The sequence below is a fragment of the Sphingomonas sp. OV641 genome, assembly GCF_900109205.1.
Lineage (GTDB): Bacteria > Pseudomonadota > Alphaproteobacteria > Sphingomonadales > Sphingomonadaceae > Sphingomonas.
In genome coordinates this window covers 1,009,696-1,027,424 of sequence record NZ_FNZB01000001.1, presented here as the reverse complement: position 1 = coordinate 1,027,424, position 17,729 = coordinate 1,009,696, and the positions used below count along the sequence as shown (strand labels likewise).

Here is a 17,729-nt window from a genome sequence, read left to right as displayed (position 1 = left end):
GGAATGGCCAAGATGACGGCAAGCAAGCATCGTGAGCTTAATCGTTACGTTCTGCCCATTCCGGAACGCGTGCCTCCGCACGATACGCCGATGAACGCGAAGGAGGCCGACCGTCCCCGCCCGAAGGAGTTCCTGCGTCCGCCGGAGGGCGCGCCCAACATCCTGATCGTCCTCATCGACGACATGGGTTTCGGCGCCAGCAGCGCCTATGGCGGACCGTGCGAGATGCCGACGGCGGAGAAGGTGGCGAGCCGCGGGCTCAAGTTCACCCGCTTTCACACCACGGCGCTCTGTTCGCCCTCGCGTCAGGCGATGCTATGCGGTCGCAATCACCACACGGTGAACATGGGTGGCATCACCGAAGTCGCCACTGCCATGCCCGGCAACACCGGCCTGCGCCCCGACACCTGCGCAACGTTGGCGCAGATCCTCAAGCTGAACGGCTACAACACCGGCGCCTTTGGCAAGATGCATCAGACGCCGACATGGGAAACGAGTCCGTCGGGCCCGTTCGACCATTGGCCGATCGGGGATGGCTTCGAGAAATTCTATGGCTTCCTCGGCGGCGACACCAATCAATATGCGCCGCCCCTGGTGGACGGCGTCACCGCGATCGATCCGCCGAAGACTGTGGAAGAGGGCTATCATCTGACCGAGGATCTGGTGGATCAGGTCATCAAATGGACCGGTTCGCTCCAGACCTTCACGCCCGACAAGCCGTGGTTCACCTACCTGTCCTTTGGCGCCACCCATGCGCCGTATCACGTGCCGAAAGACTGGATCGACCGGTACAAGGGCAAGTTCGATCACGGTTACACCAGGCAGCGCGAAATCACGTTTGAGCGGCAGAAGGAGCTTGGCGTCATTCCGAAGGATGCAGAGCTTACCGCGCCGACCGAATGGCTCCCGTGCTGGGATGAACTGACTGACGATGACCGAAAGGTGTCCTGCCGCCTCGCGGAAACCTACGCGGCCTTCGCCTCGCATACCGATCACCACGTCGGGCGCCTGCTGGACACGCTGGAGGCGCGCGGCGTGCTAGAGAATACGCTGGTCATCTACATTCTGGGCGACAACGGCTCCTCAGCGGAGGCGGGCCCCTATGGCACGTTCAACGAGATGGCCTTTCAGAACAGCATTCCGATGACGACCGCCGACATCCTGCCCCGGCTGGACGAGATCGGCGGGCCGAACGCCTTCAATCACTTTCCGTCGGGCTGGGCGCACGCCATGAATACGCCCTACCAGTGGAGCAAGATCGTGGCCTCGCATTGGGGCGGCACTCGGGTCGGCATGACGATCAGCTGGCCCAAGCGCATCAGGGGGGCAGGGGAGCTACGCGGCCAGTTCCACCACCTCATCGATGTCGCGCCCACTGTCCTGGAACTCGCCGGCATTCCCGAACCGGATTTCGTGAACGGTATCCAGCAGCGTCCTATGGAAGGCACCAGCATGGTGTATCTGTTTGACGAGCCGGAGGCCGAGGACCGGCACACCACGCAATATTTCGAGATCGGCTGCAATCGCGGGATCTATCACGAAGGCTGGACCGCCGTGACGATGCACCGCCTGCCATGGCCCGACAAGCGCGAGGAGGTCGGCCCGATCGAGGAGGATCCGTGGGAGCTTTACGGCCCTGACGATTGGACCCAGGCGCACAACATCGCCGACAAGGATCCAGCGATGCTGCGCAAGTTGCAGGACCGCTTTCTTATCGAGGCCGCCAAGTATAACGTCCTCCCGCTCGATCCGCGCCAACGTGAACGATTTGATGCGCGCGTGGCAGGAAGGCCGGATCTGCTGAATGGTCGGACATCCATGACCTTTCAGTCCGGCATGACCCGGATGAACGAGAATACCGTTCCCAATGTGAAGAACACCGACTTCACCGTGACTGCGGCGGTGCGCCTTGGATCAGGTCCAGCGAACGGCGCGATCGTGGCGCAGGGCGGCAAGTTCGGTGGATGGAGCTTCTACTTGAAGGAAGGCGTGCCGGCCTATGCCCACAATTGGGTCGGTCTTGAAACGTTCGTCGTGAAGGGATTCGGGCCGGTGCCGGCGGAGACGAAGGAGCTGGTTCTTCAGTTCGCCTACGACGGCGGCGGATCGGGCAAGGGCGGCACCGTTACCTTCCTTGCCGATGGCCGCGACATCGGCTCCGGCCGCGTGGAGAAAACGGTGCCGGCCTTGTTCTCCTTCGATGACTTCATGGACATCGGCCAGGATAATGGTGAGCCGGTCGTCGAGGATTATGGTCCGAACGGTGCCACGTTCACCGGGGAGATCGACTCCGTGACGATCGACGTGAGCGGCGAAGCTCATCACGACCATGATCAGGTGATCAAGGCGAAATACGCCCGTCAGTGAGCGGGACGATGTTGGATGTGATCGGCGGCCATGTGTCAGGCGCAGCCGCCGGTCGCCACGTGGTGCGGCACGATCACTGCGGATCGCGCGGCCGGCAGAAGCGGTATGTCTCTACCTCCCTGCCGGGTACCATCTTCTGCAGGCGATCATCCCAGCGCTGAAAGGATGTGCGGCGAAAGGATTGCGCGCCGACCCGCTCGTACTCGACCGTCTCGATCGGATCGCCGCCCTCATCGCTGTTGAAGCGTTCGGCAATGCTGAATTTGCCTGGCGCTTTCTCGATCCTGCGCACGAACGACGTGCTTTGGTCCGCTTCCCAGTGATGATAACCCTCACTGAAGAACTCGACCAGGCCGCCGGAATCGGCGCTGCAACTGCTCGCACTGGTGTAGATCCCGACTGGAAAGGGGAAAAGACCAGACGGCGGTGCTTGGCTCCGTCCCGCTCCGGCCTGAGCGGCAGGCGAAGAGCGAGTGGCAGACCCGTGGGGCAGGACATCGAAGCGGCCGTCCTGCCAACCCCAACGGGTTCCGCCGTCAGGAGCCTCTTTGTTCACAAGGAGAAGAGTTCGTCCGCCCGTTCGTTCGATGGCCGCGTCATGAGCAACGACATCGGCGCGGGGGTAAAAGCCCGCACCGCGCGATATGAGGATGGTGTGATTGCATCCTCGTGATCCGCAGCTTCCCGAGGAGGCATTGCCGTTGGAGCAGGTCAGCTCGCGGTCGCTGAGGATATAGTCGGCGCGTCCATCGCCATTGAAATCTGCCCGCGACAGATAGCCAGGGCGTACCGCCAGCCGCCCGCCCTCGGACCTGCACGTCGCAACGGCTTCGGCGATGACCTGCTGTATCTCACGCGGCAGCACAGTTCGTGCTGTCTGGGCCGGGGCAGCACTGGCCAGTGCGCTGGCACACGCAACGCCGCAGATCAGGGGCAGTGGGAGGTTCAGTATCACGACACCCTCCATGTGTTCGCGATAGAAGCGTGAGTAATGCGATGATCTTACGATAGCACGAGCCCGCCTGTGCTGCCGTACCGCGAAGGAGGTACCCTCCTTGCGAACTTGCCTGCCGCAGTAAGGCTGATTCGATCAGCCGATGTTCGTCATCATCGATACGCGAACGATCGGTCAGGTGGATCCACTATTCAGTCCGGAACGGAGCGAGCCCGGCGCTGTCATCAGCCATCCTGTGGGCCAAAGGCGACGAACTTGTAACGGGAACAGCGTTTCCATGCTTCCGCACGCATCTCGACAGAGATGTCGAACCTGGAGAGTGGGCGGGCAAGCCTGTCCCGAAAGGCCTGGTGCCGGTTGCAGGGATCGAACCCGCGACCTTCGGTTTACAAAACCGCTGCTCTACCAGCTGAGCTAAACCGGCGTGGTTGCCGGCTCATGCGTCAGGATACGCCGAAGGTCCAGCCTTCGGTGTGTCGGATTTTCTCGTTCAATCCGGTTGGGTGCCACAAATCCTCGCGATTGGCTGAGGTGCGGAGCCACGCGGCGGCTAGGATGGCATCCGTGGCATGATCGTCGTACCGACTGAGCGGCTGGTGCGGTGTGCTGCCCAGCGCCGCGAGTGCCATGTCCAGCGACACGGCGTCGCGCAGCTTGCTTCTGCCGCGCGGAACGCCGGCGGCACGCGCGGCGATCGCCGTATAGATCTCCACCAGCAGCGCGCCGGCCTTAGGTCTTGGATCGAAGGGCCAGACCGGCATTTGCCCCGCAAGGTGGTGCAGCATCCGCATGCCGGCGAAGCTCGCCTTGGCGACCTGTGCGGCGCCGATCGCGTCATAGACAGTGGTTGGCTTGGTCGAATGTCCGCCGGCCATCTCGCAGGCGCGCCAGTGGAGGAAGTCGCGCTTGGGTCCATCGGCGGCACCCAGATAGAACTGCCGCCCGCGCCGCTCCTCCAGAAAGGAGGCGGCGCCCAGATCCTCATCCTTGCTATGCGCGTCGACATAGGCCCACAGATCGCGTGCCGTCCGCGTCTGGGTTTCCCCGGGCAGGTGCGCACCGCGCGCGACAAAGGGGGCGGAGAAGCTGCAATCGATACCCACCAGCAGGGGAGCGTCGGCGTTCGCGCGCAGCCAAGCCAGAATCTGCGATCGGGACCAGGCTCCGTCTGGTGGAGCGATCAGCTGCGGAGCAGCATGTCCGGCGTGGCATAGGGCAAGGGCGATCCCCTTGTGCCGATGTCCTTTCGCGCCTGACCAGTCGATGGCGGCGAATTGCCGGAAGTGCGTCAGGGGCGAGGTCCGAAGGCTTGCCGCTGCGCCTTTGTCGCCCGGTCCCACCAGGCGCGGCGGATGACATTGCGGACCCGCTCCTCGTCGGCGGCACCATATTGCACCAACACGCCGGGCCACCCCTCATAATGTGCGGTCTGCCAGAAGGTGTCGGGATCGGTGTCCAGCAGCACCGCCTTTTCATCGTGCGGCGTGGCGACGTAAAAGCTGCCCGCTTCGCGCCCCGGCGATACGAATGCCTTGCCGTTCACCTTGGGGCAGGGGACGCCGTAATAGGGCGCCATGGACACGTGCGGGAGGGCGCACGCAAAGGCCACGACGGCGTCCCAGTCCTTCATTTCAGATCGCGGATCACGTCCGCCGCGAAGCGAGCAATGTCGAAGCGCGAGCTTGCCGTATCCTCTCCGCGCCGCACGATGACCAGCTTATGCGATGGCACGACCATCACATATTGGCCGCGATTGCCCTGCGCCGAATAGGTGCCGGCGGGAAGGCCCTGTTTCGTGCCGAACAGCCAGATCGTGGCGCCATAGCCCGGGCCGTCGGCGGGCTGCGGCCCAGTGGGCGTGGTCATGTAGCGCATCCACCCGGCCGGCAGCAGCCGCTTGCCCTGCCACACGCCATCCTGGAGCCAGAACTGGCCGAGCCGCGCAAGATCGCGGGCGGTGGTATAGACCTGGCTGGAAAGGATCAGATTGCCCTGCCAGTCGGTGCCCGCCGTCGTGTGCTGCATGCCGAGCGGACCGAACAGGCGCTGCGGCCAGGCGGCATAGCGCCTGTCGTTGTTCATCGCCGCGCGCACGGCGCGGGCCGCCAGCATGATGTCGTTGTTGGCGTAGCGGAAACGTGTGCCCGGCTTCACCTCCAGCGGCCATCCCGCGGCCTGCTCGGTCACGGTCGTGCCACCGAAATAGATCGCGTCGGTCCGGTTGCCATAATGGTCGCTGTGCAGGCCGGAGGACATGCGCAGCAGCTGGTCCAGCGTGATCGCCCGGCGCGGGTCGCCGGCCACGCGCCACTCCGGGATCGGCGCGGGCTTCTTCGGATCCATGCCCAGTTCGTGCACCGCCATGCCGACAAGCGTGCCGGCGATGCTCTTGGCAACGGACCAGGTGCGGTTGGCGACGAACGGCCCGAAGCCGCTGGCATATTGCTCGCCCATGATCCGCCCGTCGCGCATCACGATAACGCCAACCGTCTCGCCCTTGTAGGTCGTCCGGTCAAAGGCCTTGCCGATGGTGGCGGAGAGCGCGGCGGACGGCCGGGGCGCGATGCCCGCGTCGCCAAGCGGCCAGGCGCGCGCATCAGCCGGCGCAGGCAATTGGCCGCGCCATGGTCCGGCCGGCCACAGCCGCGCCGCTCCGCCGATCGGAGCGAGGACGCAGCCCGCACCGGGGGCCCAGTCGGCGCGGCGCGGTGGCAGGTCGCCGGGGAAGGACACCAGGACACTGCGGGCCTTGTGATCGATCGTCGCCTTGAGCCGGGGCAGCAGCGGCTGATAATCCGGATAAATGCCGCGCAGCTCCAGCGCCTCGACCTGCGCCTCCGTTCGCCCCGCGGCGATCACGCCCTCGCACAGCGCCAGCGCCTTGTAGCCGGCGGCGACCGCGTGCTCGTACGCCGTTGATCGATCGGCGGCGATCACCTGTGCCGATACCGGCGCTGCGGAAGGGCCGAGCGCGATCAGCCCGGCGCACAGCAATTTTCGGGCGCGGGTTCGCGGCGCGAGGTCGGCAAGGTTAAAACTGCGGGTCCGTGCATGTGCGCCAGGCTTCAACTGCGGCTCCTATCGAGTGGGGCAAGCGACCAAGATGGTGAGCGCAGCCGATCGGACCGCGCCCGAATGCGCTGCCACAATCGATGCGGCGGGAAAACAGGGCAGATCATGCCGCGGTCAGGCGACGATCCGCACGGGCACGCTCTTTGCCGCCGGAGTCTTCGACTGCTCGTCATGCCAGCTCAGCGGCACCAGCGGGTTCATCTCGGGATAATAGCCCCCGATGCACCCGCGCGGCAGCAGAAACGGTGTGACCGTCAGGCCGCCGACACGGCGATCCACCCCGTCGCCGGCGTCACTCGCCAGCCCCACCACCTGGCCCTCCTTCAGTCCGGCGGCGGCGATATCCTCAGGGTTCATCAGCAGCACGTCGCGCGAGCCCTCGATGCCGCGCAATCGATCGGAATAGCCGTAGATGGTCGTATTGAACTGATCGTTCGACCGCAGGGTCATCAGGCGCCAGCGGCCCTCCTTGTCCTCCGTGCCCCAGCTGTTCAGCTTCTTCGGCAGGGTGAAGTCGGCCTTGCCGCTCTTGGTTTTCCACACCCGCTCACGCGCGGAATTACCGCGGTAGAAGCCGCCGGGCGTGAACACTCGCTTGTTGAAGTCGTGGAACTGCTCGGGATAGGTCTCCTCGATCGCGTCCCGGATCAGCCCGTAATCGGCGATCCAGTCATCCCAGGGCACCTTGGGGTTGGGCGGCAGGGTCGCCTTGGCCATCCCGGCGACGATCGCGATCTCGGATTTCAGGTCGGCCGATGCCGGCGGCGCCCGGCCGATCGAGCCGTGGATGCAGCTCAGGCTGTCTTCCATCGTCACGGCCTGCGCGCCCGTCACCTGCATGTCCTCCTCCGATCGGCCCAGGCACGGCAGCAGATAGGCGATCTCGCCATTGATGAGGTGACTGCGGTTCAGCTTGGTGGCGATCTGCACCGTCAGGCGCAGCTTCGTCCAGGCGGCCTCCATCCGCTCCTGCTCCGGAATCGCGCGGATGAAGTTTCCGCCCAGCCCGATGAACGCCTTCACCTCACCGCTCTGGATCTTCTCGCACGCGTGTACCGTCGTCAGGCCTTCCTCGCGCGGTGGCTCGAAGCCATATTGCTCGGCGAGCTTGTCGAGCGGCACCAGCTCGGGCTTCTCCGATATGCCCACCGTGCGCTGGCCCTGGACATTGGAATGGCCGCGCACCGGCGACACGCCGGCACCGTCACGCCCGATGTTCCCTTTCAGCAGGAACAGGTTCACCAGCTGCTTGATATTGTCGCTGCCATGGACATGCTGGGTCAGCCCCATGCCATACATGGCGATCGACCGCTTCGCCTCGACATACACATCGGCCGCTGCCTCAATGTCGGCCCGCGCAAGTCCGCTTTCCCGCTCGATCTCGTCCCAGCCCGTCGCATCCACATGCGCCTTCAGCGTGTCGAACCCGGCGGTATGTTGTTCGATGAAGTCGACGTCCAGGACATGGATTTTCTCCGCCGCCCAGCGTTCGGCCTCGCGGGCGAACACATGCTTCATCATGCCCGTGATCGCCGCAATGTCGCCGCCCGTTTTCACCTGAAGGTACAGGCAGGAGATCGGCGTCGCCGCTGGCGTCAGCATCTCCTTGGGGCTCTGCGGGTTCTTGAAGACTTCCAGGCCCTTCTCGCGAATGGGGTTGAAGGTCACGATCTTGCACCCGCGCTTCACCGCCTCCTGCAACGGGTGCAGCAGGCGAGGGGAGTTGGTGCCGGGGTTCTGCCCGAAAAAGAAGATCGCGTCGCACAGCTCGAAATCCGAAAGCACGCAGGTGCCGACCGGCGATCCCGTCACCTCCTTCATCGCCACGGAGGTGGTCTCGTGGCACATGTTCGAACTGTCTGGCAGGTTGTTGTGGCCGTACAGACGCGCGAACAGGGCATAGAGGTAACTGGTCTCCAGGCTCGCGCGTCCGGAGGCATAAAATACCGCCGCGCCCGGATCGATCGCCTTCAGCTCGCGGCCAATCGCGCCGAACGCCTCATCCCAGCTGCACGGCACATATTTGTCGCTGGCCTGGTCGTAGCGCATCGGGTGCGTCAGGCGCCCGGTCTGCTCCAGATCATAATCCTTCCAGCCCTTCAGCTCGGACACGGTATGTTCGGCGAAGAACTCGGGCGTGCAGCGCCGGCTGGTCAATTCCCACAGCGTCGCCTTGGCGCCATTCTCGCAGAACTCGAACGTGTGCGGATGTTTGGGCTTGGTCCAGGCACAGGAAACGCACATGAAGCCGCCGGGCTTGTTCTGGCGCCGCAGTGTGTCGAGCGCCGCCGCCTTCGGCCGTTCGCGCAGCGCTGTTTCCACGATGCCGCGTACCGATCCCCATCCACCTTCCGTGCCCGAATAGTGAATGGTGCCTTCTTTCGCGTCATCATCCAGCAGCTTGCCCATTGCCGTCTCCTCGCTCGAAGACAGAACAATCGTCTGGGCGGGAGGATGCATCGCCATTCACCGGCGCCGGTGTGCGCTTGATGGGAGCGCGCAGGGCGCTCGCTTTAGTCTAGCGCCCGGACTTCCGCCGCGCCGACCAGAACGCCAGGCGCTTCCGGATCTCCCGTTCGAAACCGCGTTCGTTGGGCGCATACAGTGGCTCGGGATCGCCCGCGGCGATCTCGTCGGGATAGAATTCCTGGCCGGAAAAGGCGTCCGGTCGATCGTGATCATATTGGTAGCCGTCGTGGTATCCCAGTTCCTTCATGAGCGCGGTCGGCGCATTCAGGATGTGCTTGGGTGGCGGCAGCGAGCCGGTCTTGCGCGCCAGCGCCGCTGCCTGATCGAACGCCAGATAGGCCGCGTTGGATTTCGGCGCGGTGGCAACATAGGCGATGGCCTGCGCCAGAAAGAGCCGTCCTTCGGGCAGGCCCGTCCGTTCGAAGGCCTGCCAGGCCGTCATTACCTGCACCATCGCCTGCGGGTCGGCCATGCCGACGTCTTCCGACGCCGCGCATTGCAGCCGGCGGAAGATCACCGCCGGATCCTCGCCGCCGCCCAGCATCCGCGCGGCCCAGTACATCGCGGCATCGACGTCGCTGCCGCGCAGGCTCTTGTGAAAGGAACTGAGCATGTTGAAATGCTCTTCCTGCCCCTTGTCGTACAAGGGCGCGCGCGCCTGCACGATGTCCGCCAACTGCGCCACGTCGAGCGGCTGGTCGGCACGCAGCGCGAACAGTTCCTCGCACAGCCCCAGAAGGTACCGGGCATCGCCGTCCGCCATGCCGATCAAGGCGCCGCGTGCGATGGGCAGCAGGGGAAGCGACCGGTCGAAATGTCGCTCCGCCCGCGCGATCACCTGCTCCAGATCATCCTCGCTCAACCGCTTCAGCGTGAAGACCTTGGCCCGGGATAGCAACGCGGAGACAAGGCTGAAGCTCGGGTTCTCCGTAGTGGCGCCGATCAGCGTGAAGGTCCCATCTTCCAGCGCCGGGAGCATCGCGTCCTGCACGGGGCGGGAGAAGCGGTGCAATTCGTCGATGAAGACGGCCGTTGCGCGGTTTGTGGCGGTGTGCAGCGCAGCGGCGGTCGCGATCGCCTTGCGCAAATCCGCCAGCCCTGTCGTCACCGCGGATAGTTGCATGAAGTCGTAACCCGCCTCGCGCGCGATCAGCCGCGAGATGGTCGTCTTGCCGACACCCGGCGGACCCCACAGGATCATGGAGGACAGTCGGCCGCCTGCGATCATGCGCCCGATCGCGCCGTCCGGTGCGGTCAGATGTTCCTGCCCGACCACATCGGCCAGCCGGGTGGGGCGGAGACGGTCGGCGAGGGGGGCATTGGCTGCAGGCGGGGCGGCGGCTTCCGGCGCTCCCAGTTCGGCGAAAAGATCGGCCATGCACCTCACATAGGCGTTGGCCCGATACTTTCCCAGCAGGGTTGACGATCAGCTTATAAGATATATCTTGATAGTATCTTGAGGAGTTCGGAACATGGAAATGGAAGAAGGCAAGGGCAAGCGCGGCGGCGGGCCGCGCCGTGCTGCCATGCGGAAGGCTGCACGCGCAGCTGCGGGTGGCGCTGAGAAGAAGCGCATGGGCCGCGGTGGCCGTGCGGCCGCTGGCGCCGCTGGTGTTGCCGCCGCCGCTGCTGCCGCCGCTGGCGCGACAGTCGCTGCGCGGGAACTGAAGGGTCGAGGCGGCGCGAAGGCCCGTGGCGGCCGTGCCGGCGGGAAGGGCGCCGTCAAGGGACACGGCAAGGGACACGGCAACGGCCTGGGCAAGCTGGTCGGCCTGCGCCGCCGCCGTATGTTCGACAGCGGCGAACTGCGCCTCGTCGTGCTGAAGCTGATCGGGGACGAGCCGCGTCATGGCTATGAACTGATCAAGTCGATCGAGGAACTGACCGGCGGCGGTTATGCGCCCTCTCCGGGCGTGATCTACCCGACGCTTACCCTGCTCGAGGAAACCGGCCATGCCGCCAGCGAGGATGATGGCGAAGGGCGTCGGCGCTTTTCGATCACCGGCAGCGGCAGCGCCGAGCTGGTCGAGAAGGAGGAACAGGTCGGCAAGCTGTTCGCGCGCCTCTCCACCGCCGGTGAGAAGCACAAGCGGACCGATGCGATGCCGGTGCGGCGCGCCATGACGAACCTGAAGGTCGCCTTGCAGGATCGCCTCAGCCAGGGCGAGGTCAGCGACGACACGCTGTTGCAGGTCGCTGCCCTGATCGACGAGGCGGCGCAGAAGATCGAGCGCCTCGCCTGATCGCGAATGCCCGGCGGCCCTGGTGTCGCCGGGCTATTCCTGCGGCGGGATGGTGGCGGGGGCGTCACCTGCCTGCAGGCCATGGCGCATCAGCATGGGAACGTTCGCGATGGCGAACACCAGTGTCAGCGGGATCGCGCCCCACAATTTGAAACCGACCCAGAAATCCGTGCTGGTGGACCGCCACACCGCTTCGTTCAGCACGGCCATCAGAACGAAGAACAGCGCCCAGTTGCGGGTCAGCTTGCGCCATCCCTCATGCGTCAGGCCAGGATAGGCGCTTTCCAGCAGCATCTGCAGCAGCGGTCGTCCGGTGGCGAGGCCCACGCCAAGCGTGGCGGCGAAGATCGCATAGACGAACGTCGGCTTCATCTTGATGAAGCGTTCGTCCTGAAACCAGATTGTCAGGCCGCCGAACACAATCACCAGCGCGCCCGATATCAGCAGCATGGGCGGAATGTGCCGCGTCTTCCACCAGGACAAGGCGAGCGCGCCGACCATCGCCGCCATGAAGGCGCCGGTCGCCGCGATGATCCGCGCGATCGTCGGACCGGGCGTCAGGAAATTGACCGCGAAGAAAACGATCAGCGGCCCGTAATCGAGCGCCAGACGCAGGCCGGGGGAGGATTTGCTCGCTTCGCTCAACTGAAACTCCGTTCGCCCGGTGTGATCCAGCGGGCGCTTTGCCATCGATCCGCGACTGGCGCGGTTTCTTATCCTGATCAGAACCGCTGACGATCGCTGCGGTTCACCCGCCGCGATCGACGCCTGCGATGATCCGGCTCACTTCATTGGGGTCGAACGGCCTCAGGTCGTTCATCGACTCGCCAACGCCGATCGCGTGGATGGGTAGGCCATAGCGTTCGGCGGCAGCCACCAGCACGCCGCCGCGCGCCGTGCCGTCCAGCTTGGTCATCACCAAACCTGTCACACCGGCGACTTCCTTGAATACCTCGATCTGGCTCAGCGCATTCTGGCCGGTCGTCGCATCCAGCACCAGCACCACGTCATGTGGGGCGGCGGGGTTGATGCGGCCGAGCACGCGGCGGATCTTCGCCAGCTCGTCCATCAGCTCGCGCTTGTTCTGCAACCGCCCGGCGGTGTCGACGATCAGCACGTCGATGCCCGTCTCCGTCGCCTTCTTCACCGCGTCCCACACGATGCCGGCGGCGTCGCCGCCTTCTGGCCCGGTCACGATCGGCACGCCGACCCGATCGGCCCAGGTCGCAAGCTGCCCGATCGCCGCCGCGCGGAACGTGTCGCCTGCCGCCAGCATGACGCCGTAATCCTGTTCCATGAACAGATGCGCTAGCTTGGCGATGGTGGTTGTCTTGCCCGAACCGTTGACACCGATCACCAGGATCACCTGCGGCCGGGGAAAGGCGTCGATCTCCAGCGGCTTGGCGACCTGCGCCAGCACCTTCTCGACTTCTTCTGCCACCACCAGGCGGATGCCGAGCTCCTCCATGTTGCGCTCGAAGCTGCCCTCGGCCAGCCGGGTCCGGATCCGCGTGGCCGTTTCCGGCCCCAGGTCGGACGCGATCAGGGCCTCTTCGATTTCCTCCAGCGTCTCGTCGTCCAGCCGCGCGGTGCCGAGGCCGGCGAGATTGCCGACCAGCCGGTCGGACGTGCGACGGAAACCGCCAAGGAGCTTGTCATGCCAGGAACGCTGGTCAGTCATGCAGGAATCCCAATGAGGTGATCGTGGGCAGCGCCAGTGATGGTAACCGATCGAACCGTGCCGATCGCTCCCGTCGCGCTGGTCGATAGAAGAGTGGCGTCACCGTTCAAGCTTGTCGCGGCCCGATCCGGTTCTGGCGAGAGAGGATCGACCAGCCGGACCTCGGCGAAATTCTCCGCATGGCCGCGGTCGCCAGGCTTTTCGATGACGATCCGCTGGCTCGTGCCGATCAGCGATTGGAGCCAGGCGCTGCGGCGCTGGTCCGCCGCCGCGCGCAGCCGCGCCGCACGCTGCTTGACCACCGCGGGCGCCACCTGCGGCATCCGCGCGGCCGGCGTGCCCGCACGCGGCGAAAAGGGAAAGACGTGAGCCTGGACGATATCGCAATCGTCGATCAGGGCGAGCGTGTTGGCGAACGCCGCCTCATCCTCGGTCGGAAAGCCGGCGATCAGGTCCGCGCCCACGGCAATGTCCCGCCGCGCCTTCAGCCGCGCCACCATCGCCACGGCTGCGGCGCGCAGGTGCCGCCGCTTCATGCGCTTCAGGATCAGATCGTCCCCCGCCTGAAGCGACAGGTGGACGTGCGGCATCACTCGCGGTTCCTGCGTGATCAGCTCGAACAGCCGCTCGTCAATCTCGATCGTATCGAGCGAGGAGAGGCGAAGGCGCGGCAGCGTGGGCACGCCGCCAAGCACCGCCTCCACCAGGGCGCCGAGCCCGCCGTCGTAGCTGGTCAGGTCCACCCCCGTCAGCACGACCTCTTGCGCACCTTGCTCCACCAGGCCGGCGACCGCCCCGACGACCTGCCCAATCGGCTCCGAACGGCTCGGGCCGCGCCCCATGGGGATCGCACAAAAGGTGCAGGAATGATCACAGCCGTTCTGCACGCCCAGGAATGCGCGCGCGTGGCGACGCGCCGGCGGCCGGTTCGGAAAGCCGCCCCAGGTCGCCGGCAGCAGCTTTGCCGCATTGGGAACGATCCGGTCGACCTCCGGCATGGCCGCAAAGCCTGCGCGGTCCATCTCCGATGCACAGCCCGTTACGACGATCTGCGCCTCCGGCCGGTCGCGCCGCGCGCGCCGCACCGCCACCCGCGTTTGCCGCATGGCCTCGTTTGTCACACCACAGCCGTTGATCACCACCATATCATTGGCACCGACGAGCGTGCGAATCGTTTCGCTCTCGGCAAGGTTCAAACGGCAGCCCAGTGTGATGACATCGGGCGAACGAGGGGAAAGCATGGTCGGCGATCTAGGGAGAGAGCACGCGTTAGTCCACGATGCCGCGCAGGAGGTGCTGGACTTCTGGTTCGCACTGTCGATGGAAAAGCAGTTCGCGAGGGATGCGGCGCTTGATGAGGAAATCGCGTCGCGCTTCGGTGCGCTGCGTGATGAGGTGCTTCGGACGGGGGCCGCGGAATGGCGTGATGGCCCGGATCAGCTGCTCGCCGCGATCATCCTGCTCGATCAATTCTCCCGCAACATTTACCGCGATTCGCCGCGCGCCTATGAGGCCGATACGCTCGCGGTCGAGCTGTGCCGGCTGGCGATCGAGCGCGGCTGGGAGTCCCGCTACGCGACGGAGGAACGCGCGTTTCTCTACATGCCCCTGATGCATGCCGAAGACATTGCGATGCAGCGGCTGAGCGTTGCCAAGTTCTCGGAAATCGGCGGCGGCAACCTGTCCTATGCGATCGGGCACCTTGAGGTCGTCGCCCGCTTCGGCCGCTTCCCAACCCGCAACGCCGCACTGGGCCGCGACACGACCGCCGAAGAGCGTGCCTATCTGGATGAGCCCGGCGAGAGCTTCGGCCCGCCCAAGGATTGAGAGACAGGGGGCAAGGCACCGGCCCCTCTCCGCCGCATGGTGGCGCTAGGGGCCGGATCGATCGCCCGCCGCGCGATTACTTGCCCTGGAACACGGCCTCGCGCTTTTCCAGCAACGCGGCCACGCCCTCGCGATGGTCTGCCGTCGCATGGCTCACCGCCTGCGCCGTGGATGCCGAATCCAGCGCCTGGTCATAGCTGCTGGTCTGGCCTTGCCGCAGCAGCGATTTGGTCAGGCGCAGCGAATGGGGCGGCAGCGCCGCGATCTTGCCGGCAAGCGCCAGTGCCTCGTCCATCAGCGTGTCATGGGGCACGACCCGGCTCACCAGTCCCCAGTCGGCAGCCATGGCAGCGTCGATTACGTCGGCGGTGAAGAACAGTTCGGCGGCACGGCTCATGCCGATCGTGCGCGGCAGCAGCCATGATCCGCCGTCACCCGGCACCAATCCCAGCTTCAGGAAGGTGACGCCGAACTTTGCCTTGTCGCTGGCGATGCGGATGTCGGCCATGCACGCCACGTCGCAGCCAAGGCCAATCGCGGGCCCGTTCACCGCGGCGATCACCGGCATGTCCAGCGAGAAGAGCGCCCGCGCGATCCGGTGAATGTTGCGTTGATAATGGCTACGGATGCCAAGACCCGATCCGGAGAATGGCCCCTCGGGATCCGCCATCTTCTTGATGTCGCCGCCGGCCGAAAAGGCGCGTCCTTCGCCGGTCAGAATCACGCAGCGGATCGACATGTCGGCGTTCAGCGCGTCGCACGCGGCGCGCACCGCCTCGCCGTCGCCGTCCGCGCCCAGCGCATTCATCGCGTCCGGGCGGTTCAGGCGCAGGATGGCGATCGGGCCGCGGATCTCGGTGGTAACAACGGTCATGAATGATCTCCGGTCAGCGCAGGCCCAGGCCGCGCGCAATGATCCCGCGCAGGATCTCGCGCGTGCCACCGCGCAGTGAGAAGCTGGGGGCGTTCAAGGTGATGTTGGCAAGAACGGCGACGAAATCGGATGTGGATGCGGCATCCGGTTCGGCATCGATCAGGTTGCGGGCGATATCCGGCAGATCCTGTTCGAAGGTGGCGCCCAGATCCTTGACGATCGCGGCATGCGTGCCCGGGTTCGCGCCGGCTTCCAGCATCGCCGCCACGCCGCGCGACAGCCGCCGAAGCGTGACGAGATGGGCGGTCAGTCGCCCGAGCGCCAGTTCCGCCGCCTCGCTTGACGAGCCCTGCAGGGCACCGATCAGCTCGATCAGCAGCTGCATCGAGGAAAGGAAGCGCTCCGGTCCGCTCCGCTCGAACGCAAGCTCGCTCATCACCTGTTCCCAGCCTGCGCCTTCCGTCCCGATCAGGGCGGAGCCAGGGAGGAACGCATCCTCGAAATGCACCTCGTTGAAATGGTGCTGGCCGGCGAGATCGATGATCGGCCTGATCGTGATGCCGTCGGTCGCCTTCAGGTCGACCAGCAACTGGCTGGTCCCGGCCTGCCGGTCGGCGGGGCCTCCGCTCGTCCGGCAGAACAGGATCATGTAATCGGCATGGTGCGCGCCGGTCGTCCACAGCTTCGTGCCGGTCACGCGCCAGCCACCATTTTGAGAAACCGCGCGGGTGCGGGTCGCGGCCAGGTCGGAACCCGAATCGGGCTCGCTCATACCGATGCAAAACACGGTTTCACCCGCCGCAATGCCGGGCAGCACCGTCTGCTTCTGCTCCTCGGTGCCATATTTCAGCAGGCTGGGCCCGCTCTGCCGATCGGCGATCCAGTGCGCCGCGACAGGCGCGCCCGCCGCCAGCGTCTCTTCCACCACGACATAGCGTTCAAAGGCGCTGCGCTCATGCCCGCCATATTGCTTGGGCCATGTCATGCCCAGCCAGCCGCGTTGGCCCAGCTTGCGGCTGAAATCGCGGTCGAAACCGTTCCAGCTGTCGGCACGCCGCACCGGCGCCCGATCGGCCAGTGTCTCGCTCAAAAAGGCGCGTACCTCGCTGCGCAAAGTTTCCGCGGCTTCGCGGACCGGCGGTGTCGGAAAGCGAAGGGTCGTCATGCCGCCACCACCATCGGCCAATAGCCGTCCCGTCCTGCGCTCAGCGCGCGCTTCCCCAGCATCAGCGTCCAGTGCCGCTGGGTGCCGAGTTCGTCACGCCACGCCCATAAGGCGGTAGTGAAGCGATGCAGCGAATGTTCGCGGGTGAAGCCGATCGCGCCGTGCAGCTGGTGCCCGATCGCCGTCGCCTTGCTTGCCGCTTCGCCGATCCGCGTGCGTGCGACGGCCACGGCAAAGCTCAGGTCGCCGCCGCTGGCATAAGCGTCGGCGACGTGATCGGCCGCGGCGGATGCGGCGGCCACTTCGCCCGCCAGCTTGGCCAGCTCCTGCTGGATCGCCTGAAATTTCGCCAAAGGCCGACCAAACTGGACGCGGCTCGATACATGCTCCACCGTCAGCTCGAGCACGCGCTCCAGCGCGCCTGCCATCTGCAGGGCGCGGGCAAGGGCGCCCAGTTCCAGCAATGGCACGCCGCCGCTCGCCTCCGTCTGCCCGGCAGGTATCGCCAGACGATCACGCGGATGGCCGGCAAGGTTGGCGCTTTCCGCAGGTACGGGCAACGTGTCGTACCGCTGCACTCCGCCTGCGCTGGCCACGACGACCGTCTGGGCAAATCGGCCCCAGGGAACGCGGGCATCGCTGCTCTCGGCCAGGCCCACCGGCCCCTCGGCCAGCGGCAGTCCCGCGGCGGCCAGCGCAGCATTGGCGACAATGGTTTCGGCGAGGGGCAGGGCGAGGGCATGGCGACCGGTCTGCCGGATCAGCGCAAGCGCCTCGATCGCCGGTATGCCGAAGCCGCCATGTTCCTCGGGCACCAGCGCGAGCGGAAGTCCGCTTTCCTCGATCGCGGCCCAGGCAGTGTCAGGCCACACGCCCTCGCTGGCCGCATCGTCGATTGCGCTGGCGTGGGTGGTGAACAGCCGCTCGGCCGTATCGGCCAGCATCGCGCCGACGTCGTTCATCTCCATCGCAACAGCCGGTCCTGCTTGTGCATGGCCGCTCCTCTCCGTTTGGCCTGTCGCTAAGCAACGTTCCGGTGCTTGTCCACCTGACACTGCGGCTGGTCGGATCGCGAT

The 17,729-nt window shown here is 65.7% G+C and carries 15 protein-coding genes and 1 tRNA gene; 3 read left to right on the top strand and 13 right to left on the bottom strand.

Annotated elements, in window-relative coordinates:
* Positions 1–12 precede the first annotated feature (12 nt).
* On the top strand, positions 13–2,367 hold the full coding sequence (locus BMX36_RS04760) for an arylsulfatase (RefSeq protein ID WP_093065233.1): 2,355 nt from the start codon (positions 13–15) through the stop codon (positions 2,365–2,367).
* 73 nt (positions 2,368–2,440) lie between these two features.
* On the opposite strand, the gene BMX36_RS04755 is transcribed toward BMX36_RS04760, so the two are convergent.
* The 7 genes from BMX36_RS04755 to BMX36_RS04725 form a co-directional block, all read right to left on the bottom strand.
* Complete coding sequence (locus tag BMX36_RS04755) at positions 2,441–3,322, bottom strand: hypothetical protein (protein ID WP_143058513.1); 882 nt, start codon at positions 3,320–3,322, stop codon at positions 2,441–2,443.
* A gap of 348 nt (positions 3,323–3,670) precedes the next feature.
* Positions 3,671–3,746, bottom strand: a tRNA-Thr gene (locus BMX36_RS04750).
* Between the two features lie 19 nt (positions 3,747–3,765).
* A complete protein-coding gene (locus BMX36_RS04745; protein ID WP_177179101.1) occupies positions 3,766–4,614 on the bottom strand; it encodes a hypothetical protein in 849 nt (282 codons plus the stop codon).
* Complete coding sequence (locus BMX36_RS04740; RefSeq protein WP_093063845.1) at positions 4,611–4,952, bottom strand: MmcQ/YjbR family DNA-binding protein; 342 nt, start codon at positions 4,950–4,952, stop codon at positions 4,611–4,613. The genes BMX36_RS04745 and BMX36_RS04740 overlap by 4 nt, the downstream gene beginning before the upstream one ends.
* Positions 4,949–6,391 carry a serine hydrolase domain-containing protein gene (locus BMX36_RS04735; RefSeq protein WP_256210656.1) on the bottom strand — a complete coding sequence of 481 codons (1,443 nt, stop codon included), beginning with the start codon at positions 6,389–6,391 and terminating at the stop codon, positions 4,949–4,951. The genes BMX36_RS04740 and BMX36_RS04735 overlap by 4 nt, the downstream gene beginning before the upstream one ends.
* A gap of 117 nt (positions 6,392–6,508) precedes the next feature.
* Positions 6,509–8,803: an FdhF/YdeP family oxidoreductase gene (locus BMX36_RS04730; RefSeq protein WP_093065231.1), complete on the bottom strand. Its 2,295-nt coding sequence runs from the start codon at positions 8,801–8,803 to the stop codon at positions 6,509–6,511.
* Positions 8,804–8,912: 109 nt separating this feature from the next.
* On the bottom strand, positions 8,913–10,241 hold the full coding sequence (locus tag BMX36_RS04725) for a replication-associated recombination protein A (protein WP_093063843.1): 1,329 nt from the start codon (positions 10,239–10,241) through the stop codon (positions 8,913–8,915).
* Between the two features lie 94 nt (positions 10,242–10,335).
* Between BMX36_RS04725 and BMX36_RS04720 the strand changes: the two genes are divergently transcribed.
* Positions 10,336–11,106, top strand: coding sequence for a PadR family transcriptional regulator (locus tag BMX36_RS04720; RefSeq protein WP_256210655.1), 771 nt, complete (start codon positions 10,336–10,338; stop codon positions 11,104–11,106).
* Positions 11,107–11,139: 33 nt separating this feature from the next.
* Here BMX36_RS04720 and BMX36_RS04715 read toward each other — a convergent pair whose 3' ends face one another.
* From BMX36_RS04715 to BMX36_RS04705, 3 genes are read right to left on the bottom strand one after another with little or no spacing between them, the layout of a single operon-like run.
* Positions 11,140–11,796: a septation protein A gene (locus BMX36_RS04715; RefSeq protein WP_093063842.1), complete on the bottom strand. Its 657-nt coding sequence runs from the start codon at positions 11,794–11,796 to the stop codon at positions 11,140–11,142.
* A gap of 58 nt (positions 11,797–11,854) precedes the next feature.
* Positions 11,855–12,787 (bottom strand): signal recognition particle-docking protein FtsY, encoded by a 933-nt coding sequence (ftsY, locus tag BMX36_RS04710; protein ID WP_093063841.1) that lies wholly within the window; start codon positions 12,785–12,787, stop codon positions 11,855–11,857.
* On the bottom strand, positions 12,784–14,028 hold the full coding sequence (locus tag BMX36_RS04705) for a MiaB/RimO family radical SAM methylthiotransferase (protein WP_093063840.1): 1,245 nt from the start codon (positions 14,026–14,028) through the stop codon (positions 12,784–12,786). Before BMX36_RS04705 ends, ftsY begins: the two co-directional genes overlap by 4 nt.
* Here BMX36_RS04705 and BMX36_RS04700 point away from each other — a divergent pair.
* Positions 14,027–14,614 carry a DUF924 family protein gene (locus tag BMX36_RS04700; RefSeq protein ID WP_066780296.1) on the top strand — a complete coding sequence of 196 codons (588 nt, stop codon included), beginning with the start codon at positions 14,027–14,029 and terminating at the stop codon, positions 14,612–14,614. The genes BMX36_RS04705 and BMX36_RS04700 overlap by 2 nt on opposite strands.
* A 76-nt stretch (positions 14,615–14,690) precedes the next feature.
* Here the strand turns inward: BMX36_RS04700 and BMX36_RS04695 are convergent, their stop codons facing one another.
* The 3 genes from BMX36_RS04695 to BMX36_RS04685 are packed head-to-tail and all read right to left on the bottom strand — an operon-like array spanning position 14,691 to position 17,621.
* Positions 14,691–15,488, bottom strand: a complete 798-nt coding sequence (locus tag BMX36_RS04695) for a crotonase/enoyl-CoA hydratase family protein (protein ID WP_093063839.1) — start codon at positions 15,486–15,488, stop codon at positions 14,691–14,693.
* Between the two features lie 13 nt (positions 15,489–15,501).
* Positions 15,502–16,653: an acyl-CoA dehydrogenase family protein gene (locus BMX36_RS04690; RefSeq protein WP_093063838.1), complete on the bottom strand. Its 1,152-nt coding sequence runs from the start codon at positions 16,651–16,653 to the stop codon at positions 15,502–15,504.
* On the bottom strand, positions 16,650–17,621 hold the full coding sequence (locus BMX36_RS04685) for an acyl-CoA dehydrogenase family protein (RefSeq protein WP_218142134.1): 972 nt from the start codon (positions 17,619–17,621) through the stop codon (positions 16,650–16,652). The genes BMX36_RS04690 and BMX36_RS04685 overlap by 4 nt, the downstream gene beginning before the upstream one ends.
* Between the last annotated feature and the right edge of the window lie 108 nt (positions 17,622–17,729).

Coding starts and splice junctions, on each gene's coding strand:
- BMX36_RS04725 (WP_093063843.1), bottom strand. CDS start 10,241: ATGGCCGATCTTTTCGCCGAACTGGGAGCGCCGGAAGCCGCCGCCCCG.
- BMX36_RS04730 (WP_093065231.1), bottom strand. CDS start 8,803: ATGGGCAAGCTGCTGGATGATGACGCGAAAGAAGGCACCATTCACTAT.
- BMX36_RS04705 (WP_093063840.1), bottom strand. CDS start 14,028: ATGCTTTCCCCTCGTTCGCCCGATGTCATCACACTGGGCTGCCGTTTG.
- BMX36_RS04760 (WP_093065233.1), top strand. CDS start 13: ATGACGGCAAGCAAGCATCGTGAGCTTAATCGTTACGTTCTGCCCATT.
- BMX36_RS04700 (WP_066780296.1), top strand. CDS start 14,027: ATGGTCGGCGATCTAGGGAGAGAGCACGCGTTAGTCCACGATGCCGCG.
- BMX36_RS04740 (WP_093063845.1), bottom strand. CDS start 4,952: ATGAAGGACTGGGACGCCGTCGTGGCCTTTGCGTGCGCCCTCCCGCAC.
- ftsY (WP_093063841.1), bottom strand. CDS start 12,787: ATGACTGACCAGCGTTCCTGGCATGACAAGCTCCTTGGCGGTTTCCGT.
- BMX36_RS04685 (WP_218142134.1), bottom strand. CDS start 17,621: ATGGAGATGAACGACGTCGGCGCGATGCTGGCCGATACGGCCGAGCGG.
- BMX36_RS04690 (WP_093063838.1), bottom strand. CDS start 16,653: ATGACGACCCTTCGCTTTCCGACACCGCCGGTCCGCGAAGCCGCGGAA.
- BMX36_RS04720 (WP_256210655.1), top strand. CDS start 10,336: ATGGAAATGGAAGAAGGCAAGGGCAAGCGCGGCGGCGGGCCGCGCCGT.
- BMX36_RS04715 (WP_093063842.1), bottom strand. CDS start 11,796: ATGGCAAAGCGCCCGCTGGATCACACCGGGCGAACGGAGTTTCAGTTG.
- BMX36_RS04695 (WP_093063839.1), bottom strand. CDS start 15,488: ATGACCGTTGTTACCACCGAGATCCGCGGCCCGATCGCCATCCTGCGC.